General features: G+C 64.0%; 18 protein-coding genes. 10 read left to right on the forward strand and 8 right to left on the reverse strand.

Annotated elements, in window-relative coordinates:
- Positions 1 to 199 precede the first annotated feature (199 nt).
- From ACEWE8_RS16305 to ACEWE8_RS16325, 5 genes are all read right to left on the reverse strand, one after another.
- Entirely contained in the window at positions 200 to 1,591 is a 1,392-nt protein-coding gene (locus ACEWE8_RS16305; protein WP_161871477.1) for a HAMP domain-containing sensor histidine kinase, read from the reverse strand.
- Entirely contained in the window at positions 1,569 to 2,249 is a 681-nt protein-coding gene (locus ACEWE8_RS16310; RefSeq protein WP_046787707.1) for a response regulator transcription factor, read from the reverse strand. Before ACEWE8_RS16310 ends, ACEWE8_RS16305 begins: the two co-directional genes overlap by 23 nt.
- 237 nt (positions 2,250 to 2,486) lie before the next feature.
- A complete protein-coding gene (locus tag ACEWE8_RS16315) occupies positions 2,487 to 3,506 on the reverse strand; it encodes a branched-chain amino acid aminotransferase (protein ID WP_046787706.1) in 1,020 nt (339 codons plus the stop codon).
- Between the two features lie 191 nt (positions 3,507 to 3,697).
- Entirely contained in the window at positions 3,698 to 4,060 is a 363-nt protein-coding gene (locus ACEWE8_RS16320; RefSeq protein ID WP_046787705.1) for a hypothetical protein, read from the reverse strand.
- On the reverse strand, positions 4,057 to 4,434 hold the full coding sequence (locus ACEWE8_RS16325) for a glyoxalase superfamily protein (protein WP_046787704.1): 378 nt from the start codon (positions 4,432 to 4,434) through the stop codon (positions 4,057 to 4,059). The genes ACEWE8_RS16320 and ACEWE8_RS16325 overlap by 4 nt, the downstream gene beginning before the upstream one ends.
- 329 nt (positions 4,435 to 4,763) lie before the next feature.
- On the opposite strand from ACEWE8_RS16325, the gene ACEWE8_RS16330 reads away from it, so the two are divergent.
- The 8 genes from ACEWE8_RS16330 to ureG are packed head-to-tail and all read left to right on the forward strand — an operon-like array spanning position 4,764 to position 10,323.
- The gene (locus ACEWE8_RS16330) at positions 4,764 to 5,597 is read left to right on the forward strand and encodes an urease accessory protein UreD (protein ID WP_046787703.1); all 834 of its coding nucleotides are present in this window, start codon (positions 4,764 to 4,766) and stop codon (positions 5,595 to 5,597) included.
- 9 nt (positions 5,598 to 5,606) lie between these two features.
- The gene (locus ACEWE8_RS16335) at positions 5,607 to 5,909 is read left to right on the forward strand and encodes an urease subunit gamma (protein WP_046787702.1); all 303 of its coding nucleotides are present in this window, start codon (positions 5,607 to 5,609) and stop codon (positions 5,907 to 5,909) included.
- A gap of 19 nt (positions 5,910 to 5,928) precedes the next feature.
- Positions 5,929 to 6,246, forward strand: a complete 318-nt coding sequence (locus ACEWE8_RS16340; RefSeq protein ID WP_039602758.1) for an urease subunit beta — start codon at positions 5,929 to 5,931, stop codon at positions 6,244 to 6,246.
- On the forward strand, positions 6,243 to 7,946 hold the full coding sequence (gene ureC / locus ACEWE8_RS16345) for an urease subunit alpha (RefSeq protein WP_046787701.1): 1,704 nt from the start codon (positions 6,243 to 6,245) through the stop codon (positions 7,944 to 7,946). The genes ACEWE8_RS16340 and ureC overlap by 4 nt, the downstream gene beginning before the upstream one ends.
- Before the next feature lie 10 nt (positions 7,947 to 7,956).
- Entirely contained in the window at positions 7,957 to 8,448 is a 492-nt protein-coding gene (gene ureE / locus ACEWE8_RS16350; protein WP_039602760.1) for an urease accessory protein UreE, read from the forward strand.
- Between the two features lie 20 nt (positions 8,449 to 8,468).
- Positions 8,469 to 9,014: a HupE/UreJ family protein gene (locus tag ACEWE8_RS16355; protein ID WP_046787700.1), complete on the forward strand. Its 546-nt coding sequence runs from the start codon at positions 8,469 to 8,471 to the stop codon at positions 9,012 to 9,014.
- Complete coding sequence (locus ACEWE8_RS16360; protein WP_046787699.1) at positions 9,014 to 9,688, forward strand: urease accessory protein UreF; 675 nt, start codon at positions 9,014 to 9,016, stop codon at positions 9,686 to 9,688. The genes ACEWE8_RS16355 and ACEWE8_RS16360 overlap by 1 nt, the downstream gene beginning before the upstream one ends.
- An 11-nt stretch (positions 9,689 to 9,699) precedes the next feature.
- A complete protein-coding gene (gene ureG / locus ACEWE8_RS16365; RefSeq protein WP_012314281.1) occupies positions 9,700 to 10,323 on the forward strand; it encodes an urease accessory protein UreG in 624 nt (207 codons plus the stop codon).
- Here ureG and ACEWE8_RS16370 read toward each other — a convergent pair.
- The 3 genes from ACEWE8_RS16370 to ACEWE8_RS16380 all read right to left on the reverse strand — a co-directional run bounded on the left by ACEWE8_RS16370 (position 10,286) and on the right by ACEWE8_RS16380 (position 13,505).
- Complete coding sequence (locus tag ACEWE8_RS16370) at positions 10,286 to 11,866, reverse strand: sensor domain-containing diguanylate cyclase (RefSeq protein WP_223255161.1); 1,581 nt, start codon at positions 11,864 to 11,866, stop codon at positions 10,286 to 10,288. The two genes, ureG and ACEWE8_RS16370, sit on opposite strands and share 38 nt — an antisense overlap.
- Positions 11,867 to 11,997: 131 nt before the next feature.
- Entirely contained in the window at positions 11,998 to 12,720 is a 723-nt protein-coding gene (locus ACEWE8_RS16375; RefSeq protein ID WP_046787697.1) for a thioredoxin family protein, read from the reverse strand.
- 119 nt (positions 12,721 to 12,839) lie between these two features.
- Positions 12,840 to 13,505, reverse strand: coding sequence for an HAD family phosphatase (locus ACEWE8_RS16380; RefSeq protein ID WP_046787696.1), 666 nt, complete (start codon positions 13,503 to 13,505; stop codon positions 12,840 to 12,842).
- A gap of 93 nt (positions 13,506 to 13,598) precedes the next feature.
- Between ACEWE8_RS16380 and lexA the strand changes: the two genes are divergently transcribed.
- Both lexA and imuA read left to right on the forward strand, forming a co-directional pair.
- Positions 13,599 to 14,216 (forward strand): transcriptional repressor LexA, encoded by a 618-nt coding sequence (gene lexA / locus ACEWE8_RS16385; RefSeq protein WP_046787695.1) that lies wholly within the window; start codon positions 13,599 to 13,601, stop codon positions 14,214 to 14,216.
- Complete coding sequence (gene imuA, locus ACEWE8_RS16390) at positions 14,216 to 14,836, forward strand: translesion DNA synthesis-associated protein ImuA (RefSeq protein WP_046787694.1); 621 nt, start codon at positions 14,216 to 14,218, stop codon at positions 14,834 to 14,836. Before lexA ends, imuA begins: the two co-directional genes overlap by 1 nt.
- Position 14,837 lies beyond the last annotated feature (1 nt).

Raw genomic sequence — 14,837 nt, forward strand, 5'->3', positions numbered from 1 at the left:
GTATTGCGCAGGGCTTGCTTGAAGGTTGCGCGGTCGTGAGAGCCGGCAAGCCGGCGACAGGTATTGCACAGGGCTTGAAGGTTGCGCGGTCGTGGTGAGAGCCGGCAAGCCGGCGACAGGTATTACGCAGGGCTTGAAGGTTGTGCTGTCGTGGTGGGAGCCGGCTTGCCGGCGATGGGCTGCATAGCAGCCCCCGCTTTTACCTGGGCAACCCCGCCAACGCGCAATGCAACACCAGCTTAGCCCCACCCAGCTCACTGTCACCCACCTCCAGCCCAAACCCATGCAGGTCGACGATCGCCGCAACGATCGACAAACCCAGCCCGAACCCCGGGTGGCGGTGGCCTTCCTCGCTGCGATAAAAGCGCTTCAGCACGGCAGTGCGCTCTTCTTCCGCAATCCCAGGCCCACTGTCCTCGATAGCGATATGCACGCCTGCTTCGTCCTGCGTAGCCGTAATGGCCACCTGGCCACCTTCTGGCGTGAACTTGATGGCATTGCCCACCAGGTTGGCCAGCGCTTCGAACAGCAATTCACGGTCCCCATGCAGCGCCGGCAAGTGCTCAGGCTGTTGCAGATGCAGGCGGATACCGCCATCTTCGGCCAGGGGCAGGTAGAAATCGTGCAACTCCACCAGAAGCTCACGCGGGTCCAGCTGAACGAAGCCGGCGCGGCGCTGGCGATCCTCCAGTTCACTGATGCGCAACAGGCCGCGAAAACGTGCCATCAGGGTATCGGTTTCGCCGATGGCCTGGTCCAGTGCCTCGGCTTGTGCCGAATCCAGCCCGGTCTGCTGGCGGATGCGGTACAGCTGTGCACGCAGGCGGGTGAGTGGTGTGCGCAGGTCGTGGGCAATGTTGTCGCACACGCCCTTGACCTCATGCATCAGCCGTTCTATCCGGTCAAGCATGGCGTTGACGATGGCGGCCAGCATGTCCAGCTCGTCGCGCCGGGCCGACAGCGGCAGGCGGTGGGTGAGGTCGCCGGCGACGATCAGCTCTGCTTGCGCCTGAATGGCCCGAATGCGTTTCAAAGGCCTGCGGCGCAGCAGGTACCAGCCGGCGAAGCCTGGGATCAGGGTCAGCGAGATGCCCCATAGCAAGGCATGCAGGATGATGCGTGTCACCACGAACAACGAGCCGTTGTCGCGCAGCAGTACCAGCCAGCGGCCGTCCTGAACCTTGATTGCCACCGCGTCGCAGCTGTCACGCGGCATGTGCGGGTCATCGGCGTCCAGGCACCGCTCGAGTTCATGCACCTTGCCGTCCAGCCCGAGTTCCGGCGGAATTGCACGGATACGCCCGCCGATCGGGTTGAGCTGGGCGTCGAACAGGCCGTAGGCATCGAAGGCGCGCTCCTCGAACGCCTGGCTGGCGATCAGCGCGTCGTCCAACTGCTTGCCGCTCATGTGCGCGAACAGGTGTTGGCGCTGCAGCATGGAGTGGCGGGTCAGCTTGTTCAGGTAGCTGGAAACCTCGAAGTACAGCACCCCCATGAGGATGCTGCTCCAGGCCACGAAGAGGAAGCTGTACAGCGCCAGCAGGCGGCTGGTCGAGGAACTCCAGCCCTTAGACGGGTTCAGCAATGGCATAGCCGGAGCCCCGTACGGTACGGATCAGCGGCGACTGCCCGGGGGCATCGATCTTCTTGCGCAGCCGGCCGATATGCACATCGATCAGGTTGGTGCCAGGGTCGAAGTGGTAGCCCCAGACTTCCTCGAAGATCATCATCCGCGTGATCACCTGGCCGCTATGGCGCATCAGGTACTCCAGCAGTTTGTACTCGGTGGGCAGCAGGTTGAGCGTCTGTTCGCCGCGGCGGGCCTCATGGCTGATCAGGTCCAGTTGCAGGTCGGCGACCTGCAGCCGGGTCTGGGTCATCGGCACGCTGTTGCGCCGCAACAGCACTTCCACCCGTGCGGCCATCTCGTCGGAGGCGAATGGCTTGGTCAGGTAGTCGTCGCCACCGGCACGCAGGCCTCGCACACGCTCATCGACGTCGGACAGGGCGCTGATCATCAGGATGGGCGTTGCGATTTTCAGGTTGCGCAGGGTGGTGACGATGGTCAGGCCATCGACCTCTGGCAGCATGCGGTCCAGGGTGATCAGGTCGTAGCCGCCGCCGATGGCCTTGGCCAGGCCTTCACGGCCATTGTCAGCCCAATCCACTTCCAGACCGTGGCTGGTGAGTTCGGCGACGATTTCCTGGCCGGTGACGGCGTCGTCTTCGATGGTCAGTACGCGTGGCATGCTGGTTCCTGGGCGTCTAGTGGAGGCTTGATTGTGCCAAAGAATAGACTGCCGGGAATTTAAGAAAAATTCATCTGGCTGCAGTTCGTTTGCTGCGGGGCAAACTGTCTTGCTCAACGTCTAAAGATGACGCAATCCCTGTGGGCCGGCTTGCCGGCGATGGGGCCGGAACGCTCAGTCAAAAAAAGGGGCATGCCAGCGTCTGGCATGCCCCGTGGTTCAGCGTGGCGCGATGGCTCAGGCGACCTTGACGATCCAGCCCGCCGGCGCTTCGACGTCGCCGCTCTGAATACCGGTCAGCTCGTTGTAGAGCTTCTGGGTGACCGGGCCGACCTTTTCCAGGTCGTGGAACACGTGCAGCTTGCCGTTGTACTCGATGCCACCGATCGGGGTGATCACTGCGGCGGTACCGCATGCACCGGCTTCGATGAAGCGGTCGAGCTTGTTGATTTCGACATCGCCTTCGATCACCTTCAGGCCCAGGCGCGAGGACGCCAGTTCCATCAGCGACAGGCGGGTGATGCCTGGCAGTACCGAGGCCGATTTCGGCGTGATGAATTCGTTGTTGGCGGTGATGCCGAAGAAGTTGGCCGAACCGACTTCCTCGATCTTGGTGTGGGTCAGCGGATCGAGGTAGATGGCGTCGGCAAAGTTGGCCTTCTTGGCTTCAGCGCCTGGCTGCAGGCTTGCCGCATAGTTGCCGCCGACCTTGGCGGCGCCGGTGCCTTGCGGGGCGGCGCGGTCAAAGCTGGAAATCTGGAAGTTGTGCGGTTTCATGCCGCCTTTGAAGTACGAGCCAACCGGGATGGCGAATACCGAGAAGATGAACTCGGGGGCGGTGCGCACGCCGATATTGTCGCCGGTGCCGATCACGAACGGGCGCAGGTACAGGGCACCCTTGCCGTGTGGCGGGACGAACTTCTCGTTGGCCTTGACCACTTGCTTGCAGGCCTCGATGAACACATCGGTCGGCACGTGCGGCATCAGCAGGCGGGCGCAGCTGCGCTGCATGCGGGCGGCGTTCTGGTCAGGGCGGAACAGGTTGATCGAGCCGTCCTTGCAGCGGTAGGCCTTCAGGCCTTCGAAGCATTGCTGGCCATAGTGCAGGGCAGTGGAGCCTTCACTGATGTGCAGCACGTTGTCTTCGGTCAGGGTGCCTTTGTCCCACTCACCATTGCGCCACACGGACAGGTAGCGCTTGTCGGTCTTGATGTAGTCGAAACCCAGCTTGTCCCAGTTAATGCTTTCGTTACTCATGACACCCTCGATTGTCTTGCAAGTGCCCGATCGCTCAGGCTGCTGTTATATGCGCACCTCGCCACGATAATACATCCGCCGCGGATCGGGAACGGCCAGTCACGAATTGGATGGGGCGGGGCTGGCGATGGGTTCGCTGTGCCCTTGAGACCGATCAGGGCAAGCACTGCGCCATGTGCCTCCCTCCAGCGCTACCGCCCGGCACCAAGCCGCCTGTTCCAATCCCCGCCGTGGCTACGCTCACACGCCTCTTCGCTGTCAAAGCGCACATGCCATGCCGGGTGATCCAGCCTTATACCTGCCTCGTCCAGCGCCTGGGCCGTCAGCTTGAGCATGCGTGCCTTCGCATCACCCGCCAGCGCTGCGGCCTTGTCCACCTCGCGCTCGAAGACCCACGTAACGCGCAAGCTGGCAGGGAACTGATCAGGGTCCAGGCGATGTGTCAGCCAGCTGAACCCGACGATTTGCGCCTTGGCCGTTTCGCAGGCGTCGGTCAGGCACGCCACCAGTTCCCGCTCAAGGCGCGCCAGCTCGCGTTTGCCCAATGCTTTCATTGCGCGGCCTCGTCATCGATCTGCTGGCAGAAACGCAACAGGTTACCGAACGGGTCGCGTATCTGCATCTGCAGGCCCCAGTCGACGCGCTCGGCCTGTGGGCGGGCGTAACCATACTGTTTGTCGAGCAGTTCACGTTCCAGCGCCAGCAGTTCGTCGGTACGGGCAAACACCGTCGAGCCTGGGCACGCGTCGCCGTGATGCTCGCTCAGGTGCAGGACCAGGCCGTCGCGATGGATTTGCGCATACAAAGGCAGGTCCGGGCTGAAGCGGTGCTCCCAGTCCAGGGTGAAGCCTAGGAAGTCGAGGTAGAACTCCTTGGCCTTTTCGACCGAGAAAATGCGCAGGATGGGGATGGCAGGGGCGAGAGGCATGGCGGTTCCTTGGCCGTGGGCGGTACTTGACTGGATTGCCAGTCTACTGATTGTCACGGCGGACTGTCTTGTTCGCGGCGCAATACCTTGGCTGATTCGAGCACCGAAACAGGGCTGGTGAGTGCCCTCGTGTCGTGCGTCATGACCCGGCATGCCCCACGCCAGAGCCTCGCGCAATATATTTCATGTGGCTTCACCTGCGTAGTTGGCCCGCAAACTGCTATATCCCAGCCAATCGAATTTGATCGAGTGGTCAAGCCTGCAGCACGTCAGTGCGCGGCGGTGATCCTTTTAACGGCCACCAGGCCGTGGATATCAGGGGCTATAGGATGTTGCTGGCCGAGCGCGTCGAAAAATCTGAACAGGATGCAGGCTGGAGTGCCCACCTGCAGTTGCGCTTTGTCGAGCGTGGTGGCGTGACTCGTCTTGGTGCGCGCCGCCATTTCGGCCCACTTTTGGTGCAGCGGCCGTTCTACCCGGAAGGTGCGCCGTGCCACGTCTATGTGCTGCACCCGCCAGGGGGCATCGTTGCCGGTGACCGCCTGGAACTGGATATTCAGCTAGAGCCTGGCAGCCACGCATTGCTGACCATGCCCGGCGCCAGCAAGTTTTATCGAAGTATCGGCCCAGCCGCGTGGCTGACCCAACGTTTCCATCTGCAAGCGGGCAGCACCCTGGAGTGGCTGCCCCAGGACAGCATTTTCTTTTCCGGTGCTCGCGCCAGCCTCGACAGCCGCTTCACCCTTGAGCCCGGTGCCCGCCTGCTGGCCTGGGAAACGCTGTGCCTGGGCCGCCCGGTGATGGGCGAGCGATTCGATCAGGGCGCGCTGGACAGCCGTCTGAGCATCGAGTTGCCCGATGACCCTGGCTTGTGCGAACGCCTGCGCATCACCGGTGGCCTGCTCGACAAGCTCGGCGGCCACCCGTTGCTCGCTACCTTCTGTGCGTCCCCGGCAGACCCATCCGTGCTGGAAAGGGTGCGGCCTCTGCTCGAGGAACTGAAAACGCCCGCCGGCGCCACCTTGCTGGGTTCGCTGCTGGTGATTCGCCTGCTGGACCACGACAACCAACATCTGCAACACACCCTGCAGCGCCTCTGGCACGTCCTGCGGCCGGCCGTTCTCGGCCTGCCGGCGTGCCCGCCGCGCATCTGGGCCACCTGAGAGAGCGCCATGGAGCTGACCCCGAGAGAGAAAGACAAACTGCTGCTGTTCACCGCCGCACTGTTGGCGGAACGGCGCCTGGCCCGTGGCCTGAAGCTCAACTACCCGGAGGCGGTGGCGCTGATCAGTGCCGCCGTGCTCGAAGGCGCCCGTGATGGCCGCACGGTAGCCGAGCTGATGAGCCTGGGCCGCGAAGTGATCGGCCGCGATCAGGTCATGGACGGTGTTCCCGAGATGCTCCATGACGTGCAGGTCGAAGCCACCTTCCCTGACGGCACCAAGCTGGTGACCGTACATGACCCCATCGTCTGACCTGGCCGAGGAGCCCAGCATGATCCCAGGTGAAATCCAGGTCGCCGCCGGCGACATCGAACTCAACGTCGGCCGTGCAACGGTCAGTGTCAAAGTGGCCAATCATGGCGACCGGCCGGTGCAGGTGGGCTCGCATTACCATTTTTACGAGGTCAACGAGGCACTGGTGTTCGACCGTGAGCCTAGCCGCGGCTTTCGCCTCGACATCCCGGCCGGCACTGCCGTGCGTTTCGAGCCGGGCCAGGCGCGTACCGTGCAATTGGTAGCCTACGCCGGCAAGCGCGAGGTGTATGGCTTTCAGGGCAAAGTGATGGGCGCACTGGAGGGTCAGGCATGAGCCGCATTTCGCGTCGGGCCTATGCCGACATGTTCGGCCCTACCGTCGGCGACCGCGTGCGCCTGGCCGACACTGCCCTGTGGGTGGAGGTCGAGAAGGACTTCACGGTTTACGGCGAAGAGGTCAAGTTCGGCGGTGGCAAGGTCATCCGCGACGGCATGGGGCAGGGCCAGATGCTTGCAGCCCAGGCCATGGACCTGGTGCTGACCAACGCCCTGATCATCGACCACTGGGGCATCGTGAAAGCCGATATCGGCGTCAAGCACGGGCGCATCGCTGCCATCGGCAAGGCCGGCAACCCTGACGTGCAACCGGGCGTCACCGTGCCGGTCGGCCCGGGCACCGAAGTGATCGCGGCCGAAGGCAAGATCGTCACCGCCGGGGGCATCGATTCGCACATTCACTTCATCTGCCCGCAGCAGGTGGAAGAGGCGCTGACCAGTGGCGTCACCACGTTCATCGGTGGCGGCACCGGGCCGGCCACCGGTACCAACGCCACCACCTGCACCCCGGGGCCCTGGTACCTGGCGCGCATGCTCCAGGCCGCCGACAGCCTGCCGATCAACATCGGCTTGCTGGGCAAGGGCAATGCCTCGCGCCCTGAAGCGCTGCGCGAGCAGATCGCTGCAGGCGCGGTGGGCCTGAAGCTGCACGAGGATTGGGGGTCTACCCCGGCAGCCATCGACTGCTGCCTGAGCGTCGCCGAAGAAATGGACATCCAGGTGGCGATTCACACCGACACCCTCAACGAATCCGGTTGCATTGAAGACACCCTGGTCGCCATCGGTGATCGCACCATCCATACCTTCCACACCGAAGGGGCCGGTGGCGGCCATGCACCCGACATCATTCGCGCGGCGGGGCAGGCCAACGTGCTGCCGTCCTCGACCAACCCGACCCTGCCCTACACGGTCAACACCGTCGATGAGCACCTCGACATGCTGATGGTCTGCCACCACCTGGACCCGAGCATCGCCGAGGACGTGGCGTTCGCCGAATCGCGCATCCGCCGTGAAACCATCGCCGCCGAGGACATCCTGCACGACATGGGCGCCTTCGCCATGACCTCGTCCGACTCCCAAGCCATGGGCCGCGTCGGCGAGGTGGTGCTGCGCACTTGGCAAGTCGCGCACCAGATGAAAGTGCGCCGCGGCCCGCTGGCACCGGACAGCAGCTACAGCGACAACTTCCGGGTCAAGCGCTACATCGCCAAATACACCCTCAACCCTGCGCTCACCCATGGCATCGCCCATGAGGTGGGTTCGGTGGAGGTGGGCAAACTGGCTGACCTGGTGCTGTGGTCGCCGGCTTTCTTCGCGGTCAAGCCGGCCCTTGTCATCAAGGGCGGGATGATCGTCACAGCGCCCATGGGCGACATCAATGGCTCGATCCCGACGCCACAGCCAGTGCATTACCGGCCCATGTTCGGCGCGCTCGGTGCGGCCCGCCATGCCACGCGCATGACCTTCCTGCCCCAGGCCGCCATGGACCGTGGCCTGGCCCAGGAACTGGGTTTGCAGAGCCTGATCGGTGTGGCCCACGGCTGCCGCCGGGTGCGCAAGGCCGACATGGTCCACAACACATTGCAACCGGTGATCGAAGTCGATTCGCAGACCTACCAGGTGCGCGCCGACGGCGAACTGCTGGTTTGCGAGCCGGCCAGCGAACTGCCGCTGGCCCAGCGTTATTTCCTGTTCTGAAGGAGCGAAGATGATTGTCCTGAACCGCCGGATCGATGCATCCGACACTATCACCGGCACCGTTACCCTGGACGTCGACAGCCGTATCAAGAGCCGCCTGCGCGTAACCCTCGACGACGGCCGCGAGGCCGGCCTGATGCTCGAACGCGGCCACCTGCTGCGCGGTGGCGAACTGCTGGCCGACGCCGCCGGCAGCCAGGTGGTGCGCGTACTCGCAGCGCCCGAGGCAGTATCGACCGTGCGTTGCAGCGACCCGCACCTGCTGGCGCGTGCCGCGTACCATCTGGGCAACCGCCACGTCCCCCTGCAGATCGAGCCCGGCCTGCTGCGTTACCAGCACGACCACGTGCTCGACGACATGCTGCGCGGCCTGGGCCTGACGGTCGAGGCCGAGCAGGCGCCGTTCGAGCCGGAAGCCGGTGCCTACCAGAGCGCACCGCATAGCCACAGCCACAGCCATGCGCATGATCACCCCTTCGTGCGCCTGCCAGCCCACTCCTGAACTGCCCCTTGGAGCCCACAATGAAAAAAACGCTTGCCCTTGCCCTGCTGCTGGTTGCGCTGCCGGCCTTCGCCCACCCGGGCCATGACAGCAACCCGCTGCACGATGGCCTGCTGCATCCGCTGACCGGTCTTGACCACTTGTTGATGCTGTTGGGGACCGGCGTACTGGCGGCCTTGACCCGGCGCAACCTGGCCTTGCCGCTGGCAACCCTGGCAGCAATGTTCGCTGGTGCGCTATGCGGCCACCTGTTCGGTGATGTGCTGGGCATGGAAACCATGATCGCCGTGTCGGTGCTGGTGGCTGGCGTTGCCGTACTGCTGCCTAGCCGGCAGTTGCTGCTGGCGCTGGCCATGCCGGTGTTTGCCCTGTTCCATGGCTGGGCCCACGGCGTGGAAGCCACACCCAGCGCCTTCTGGCTGTTCAGCGCCGGCTTCGTCACCGTCAGCGGCTTGCTGCTGGTAGTGGGCTTCGCTGTCGGTTGCCTGCTGCGCCGCCACAGCGCCCTGCAGAAAGCCTTTGGCGGCGGCATGCTTGCCGGCGCCGCAGTTGTGCTGGCCGGTTGATGAACAGCGATCTGGCACTGCTGCGCTTGTTGCAGCTGGCCAGCCCCGGCTTGCCGGTGGGTGGCTTTACCTACTCACAGGGCCTTGAGTGGGCCGTCGAGGCGGGCTGGGTGCGTGACATCAAAAGCTTCAGTGCCTGGCAGCGCGAGCAGATGCACGACACCCTCGCTTACCTGGACTGGCCGGTGCTGGCGCGCCTGTACCACGCGTGCAAGGCCGATGATGCCGACGCGTTTGCGCGCTGGAGCCGCTTTCTGCTGGCCAACCGCGAAACCGCCGAGCTGCGCCTGGAAGAGCAGCAGCGTGGCGCGGCCCTGGCACGCTTGCTCGATGGCTGGCAGCTGGGCCAGGCCCCGGCCTGGCGCCCAAGCCTTGAGCTCAGCCAGTTGGGCGGCATGGCCTGGCTGGCCGTGCACTGGTCGATCCCGTTGCGCCAGCTTGCCCTCGGGCATGCCTTCGCCTGGCTGGAGGGCGCGGTCATGGCTGGGGTCAAACTGGTGCCCTTCGGCCAGCAGGCGGCCCAGACCCTGCTGCGCGACCTGGGCGAGATACTGCCCGGCGTCATCGACCAGGCCCTGGCGCTTGGCGACGACCAGCTCGGTGGCGGCCTGCCGCTATTGGCCATTGCATCATCGCGTCACGAAACCCAATACACCCGTTTGTTCCGTTCCTGAGGACTGCCTTAATGCAAAGCTATCAGCAACCCCTGCGCGTCGGCGTCGGCGGCCCGGTCGGCTCCGGCAAGACCGCGCTGCTCGAATGCCTGTGCAAAGCCATGCGTGATCACTACCAGATCGCCGTGGTCACCAACGACATCTACACCAAGGAAGACCAGCGCATCCTCACCGAGGCTGGCGCCCTGGAGCCCGAGCGCATCGTTGGCGTCGAAACCGGTGGCTGCCCGCACACCGCCATTCGCGAGGATGCCTCGATGAACCTTGCTGCCGTGGAGGCGCTGGCGAGAAAGTTCGGCAACCTTGAAGTGATCTTCGTGGAGAGCGGTGGCGATAACCTTAGTGCTACCTTCAGCCCGGAGCTGGCCGACCTGACCATCTACGTGATCGATGTCGCCGAAGGCGAGAAGATCCCGCGCAAGGGCGGCCCCGGCATCACCAAGTCCGATTTCCTGGTGATCAACAAGACCGACCTTGCGCCCTACGTCGGCGCCTCGCTGGAGGTGATGGAGCGCGATACACAGCGTATGCGCCCGGAGCGCCCTTGGACTTTCAGCAACCTGAAGAAAGGCGACGGCCTGCAGGCGGTGATCGACTTCATCGTGGAGCGGGGAATGCTGGGGGTGAGGGGCTGAGGTCAAGCACTTCGACGCGGTTGCGGCCGCTGTGCTTGGCCTTGTACAGCTGCTCGTCGGCTTGCTTGAGCACGCTGTCGGCCTGTTGTGTATCGGGCCGGCGGCAGGCTACGCCAATCGACACGCTAAGCTTGCCCACATGGGGTGAGTCGGCCTGTTCGACTGCGCTGCGTATCCGTTCGGCAATGCGCCGGGCATCGGCCAGGCCAGTGTCCGGCAGCAGCATGGTGAATTCCTCGCCACCGACCCGGCAGGGCAGGTCATCCTGGCGTGAATTGTGACGCAGCAGCTCGGCGAGGTGTTTGAGCACCTCGTCGCCAGCATCGTGGCCAAAGGTGTCGTTGACCCGTTTGAAGTGGTCGATGTCCAGGGCCAGCACGGCGAATGCTCTAGAGCTTTGCATCAAGGCATCCAGCGCCAGCTGCATGGCACGCCGGTTGGCAAGGCCGGTGAGGGCATCACTCTGAGCCTGCTGGCGCAGCTTGCCGAATTTTTCCTGCAGCAATTGCTCGCCTGTCAACAAGGCGCGGCGGATGGCAGCGACCTCCACGTACCACGCGTCGATACGGCGCAGCTGTTCGCCGGTCTGGGTGGCGGACAGGTGACTGGCGCTGTGTGCCAGTTGGCGTAACGGCAAGGTCAGGCGGTAGGTCATCCATAGCATCAACAGCAAGCCGATAATGCTGACCGGCAGGATATAAAGCAGCACTTTGCGGGTCATTTCGCCCAGTGGTGCCAAGGCCAGATCCCGCGGTGTCTGGACCACCACTGCCCAGTGCGCTTCAGGCATCGGGGCAAAGCCTGCGAGCATGGGAACGCCGATATAGTTGGGTACTTCAAGGGTGCCTGCCTCGCCACGCAAGGCCGCGCTGATCGTCGGGCTGCTGGTGACCTGGGTGCCAATGCGCGCATGGTCGGGGTGGTGCAGCAGGCGTCGATTGGCGTCGGCGACGAAAGCGAAGGTACCGTCCTGTTGGTAGTGCAGGCCAATCAACGTATGCAGTGCGCTTTCTTTCTTGAGGAACACCGAACCGCCGACAATGCCCAGGTAACGGCCATCTGCGGCAAAGACCGGCTGCGAAACGAAGATCACCAGTTCGCCCCCCCGCGAGGTGTAGGCGGAACTGACCCACGGCTGACGGGCTTGCACGGCTTGGCGGATTTCACTGGAGTGCTGGTGGTGGCTGGTGACCTGTTCAATGTTCGGATAAGCCACCAGCACCTGACCTTGGGCGTTGACGATGACGATGGAGTTGAAGTCCTTGTCCTGCACCTGCAGGCGCTTGGCTTCCCTTTTCAGCATGGTCATGTCGTCCAGGCCACCGTTCAGTTGCCCGGCGGTGTAGGACAGGTGGTTGTGTGCCGAGCGCAGGAACTCGTTGATATCCGATGCCAGTTTGCTCGCATAGGCTTGGTTGGCCTTCAGCTCAAGGTCTACCAAGGCGCGGTGCTGCACCCGGTAGGCGACAGCGAGGGTGTTGCACAGGGTTGCCAGGCACGCCAGCACGACAATGCCGACAACCAGGGTTCGTAGGTGGAACATGGGCAAGCGCTTGAGCATGGGGGGCCTGTAATGCAAGGGCGACGGGCTCAAGTATGGCCGTATTCTGCCGAACTGCAGCCATTGTGCCGCCTGGGCTGTTCAGCCATGGCACAGGCGGCACTGTGGCGTGTTCAGTCATGGCAGCAATGAGGTTTGCCGGGCTGGCCTTCGTAGCGATCATGATGCCGCACCCAATCCATGGTGCCAGCCTCGTTGCGCCCCAATGGCGCGATGTCGAGGAAATTGTAGGTATTGACCAGGATGTCGAGCCCGCGGGCATAGGTGGAGTAGGTATGAAAGATTGTGCCGCCCGGGTCCCGGTAGAAGGCGCTCAACCCAGGCAGCTCGCTTTCGTTGCCGGTATAGGGTTCGTAGTTGTATTGGCTGTTGCCTCCAGTGGCGACACTGACGCCGAAATCTTCATTGAAACTGCTGCCGTTTGACGAGTACCAGGGAAAGCGCCAGCCCATGCGCTGGCGAAATGCCTGGAACTCAGCGTGGGGTGCACGCGAAACGGCGACCAGCGAAACATCGTGATGCGCCAGGTGCAGGTTGGCACCGTCGAAATGGTCGGCGAGGAACGAGCAGCCTGGGCAACCTTCGCTCCAGCCTTCGGCGAACATGAAGTGGTAGACCAGCAATTGACTGCGCCCGGCGAACAGGTCGGCGAGGCTCAGCTGGCCGTCCGGGCCTTGAAAACGGTAGGGCTGTTCCAGCTTGACCCAGGGCAGGGCGCGGCGGGCGGCGGCCAGTTCGTCGCGCTGGTGGGTGAAGGCCTTTTCATGCAGCCATAGCTGACGGCGGGCGGCCAGCCATTGGCTGCGCGAGACGATGTCGGGCTTTTGAGGGTTCATGAGGATGACTCCGCACGGGGGTTCAAGTGTGGTCGAGCGGGGCGGGGTGAGATCGACAGCAGGCCCTGTTGCTGCGACGAATGGTTGTGCGCCGCGCCACCCCAGTCACACCATGAGGCTCAATCGCCACACTGCATCGCTTCAATGACCTCCCACAACCGTGGATCGTCAAAATCATCCACCACCAGCCTGGCCCCCGCAGCCATCAGCCGTTCTGCTGTCTGTGTAGTCGCCACCCCCACGGTGAAGATCCCGGCACCGCTCGCCGCGTTCACGCCCGGCAACGAATCCTCGAACGCCAGCGCTTGCTCGGCCGTTGCCCCCAGGCGCTGCAAGCCGGTCAGGTACGGCAGCGGGTCAGGCTTGGGCCGTTCCAGCTCTTCGGCCACCAGTACATGCTCGAAGTGTGCGCCAAGGCCCATTGCATTGAGCATGTGCTCGGCATTGAGCCGGGGTGCATTGGTCACCACGCACATGTCGATACGGCTCGCCTGGGCATAGTGCAGCAGGCGCAGCAAGCCCGGCATGGGTTCAAGGGCAGGGGCCAGCTCGCGGAACAGTGCTTCCTTGCGATCAGCCAGCGCCAGGCATTCATGCGCGCCGGCGTTTGGAAACAGCTCGGCAAACAATGGCCCATTGGCCCGGCCACTGATCTGCGAATCGAACTGGGCCTGGGTCAGCGCACGGCCGTCATGGTCGCGCAACAACTGACGGAAGGCCTGCAAATGCAGGGTGTCGGTGTCGGTAAGGGTCCCGTCGAGATCGAACAGCAGTGCAGTCAGCATCAGGCATCCAGGCAGTAGAAAACTCATGTCAGGGGATGATAACGAAACCTGGCGACGAAGGGGGCTGTTCAGCCTTCGACGAAAAGAGTACAAATGTGCTCCATGGACAATCTCACCCCCAAACGCCGCGCAATCCTCGACTTCATCCGTGAACGCATCACCGATCATGGCCAGCCACCGAGCCTTGCCGACATCGCCATCCGCTTCGGCTTTGCATCACGCAGCGTTGCGCGCAAGCACATCACTGCCCTGTGTCAGGCCGGCTACATCGACGTCACGCCCAACCAGGCACGGGGCATCCGCCTGGCCGCACCCTTGCGCCGCCCGGAAATTCTCGAAGTGCCCGTGCTGGGCCAAGTGGCTGCAGGCGCGCCGATTGGCCCGGACCTGGGCATTCACGAGCAGTTGCTGATTGACCCCAGCCTGTTCCGACGCACACCGGACTACCTGCTCAAGGTGCGCGGCGACTCCATGGTCGATGACGGTATCTTCGACGGTGACCTGGTGGGCATCCGCCAGCAAGGCGAGGCCCGTGATGGCCAGATCGTGGTCGCCCGCCTCGACGGTGAGGTCACCATCAAACGCCTGCAACGCCAAGCGGGCGGCTACCGGCTGCTGCCACGCAACCCTGCCTATGCGCCGATCGATGTCGGGCCTGAGCGCGAATTCTTCATCGAAGGCGTGTTCTGCGGCCTGTTGAGGCGCGACTGATGGGCGCGGTGGTCGATCTTGACCGGTTGCTGGACCAGCGCCAGGTCTGGCGCGGCCGGCAGGCCCGGGTACGGCCGACCGGGTTGCAGCCCACTGGCCATGCGGCGCTTGATCAACGGCTGCCGGAGGGTGGCTGGCCCGCGGCTGCGCTGAGCGAGTTGCTGCTGGCCAGCCCCGGGTGTGGCGAACTGCAACTGCTGTGGCCCTCGTTGGCCCGGCTGACCGCCGATAGCGGGCGAGTGGTGCTGGTGGCGCCCCCTTTCATTCCCTACGCACCGGCCTGGCAAGCGGCCGGGGTGGACTTGCGCTGGCTGGTCCAGGTCGATGCCGAACAGGCCGACGCGCTCTGGGCTGCCGAGCAGTGCCTGCGCTCTGGCAGTTGCGCCGCCGTGCTGTGCTGGCCGGAGCGTGCCGATGACCGTGCGCTGCGGCGCTTGCAGGTGGCGGCAGAAACCGGGCAGGCGCTGGCTTTTGCCTGCAGGCCGCAACAGGCCGCGCACAATCCATCACCGGCCGCGGTGCGCATCGCCATCGACGCGCGGCCCGCACAATGGCGTGTGCTCAAGTGCCGGGGCGGTTTACCGCCGGCTGCAGCCATAGCCTGTGCCGGGCAGGGTTGAT

The sequence above is a fragment of the Pseudomonas sp. TR47 genome, assembly GCF_044143025.1.
Classification (GTDB): domain Bacteria; phylum Pseudomonadota; class Gammaproteobacteria; order Pseudomonadales; family Pseudomonadaceae; genus Aquipseudomonas; species Aquipseudomonas putida_E.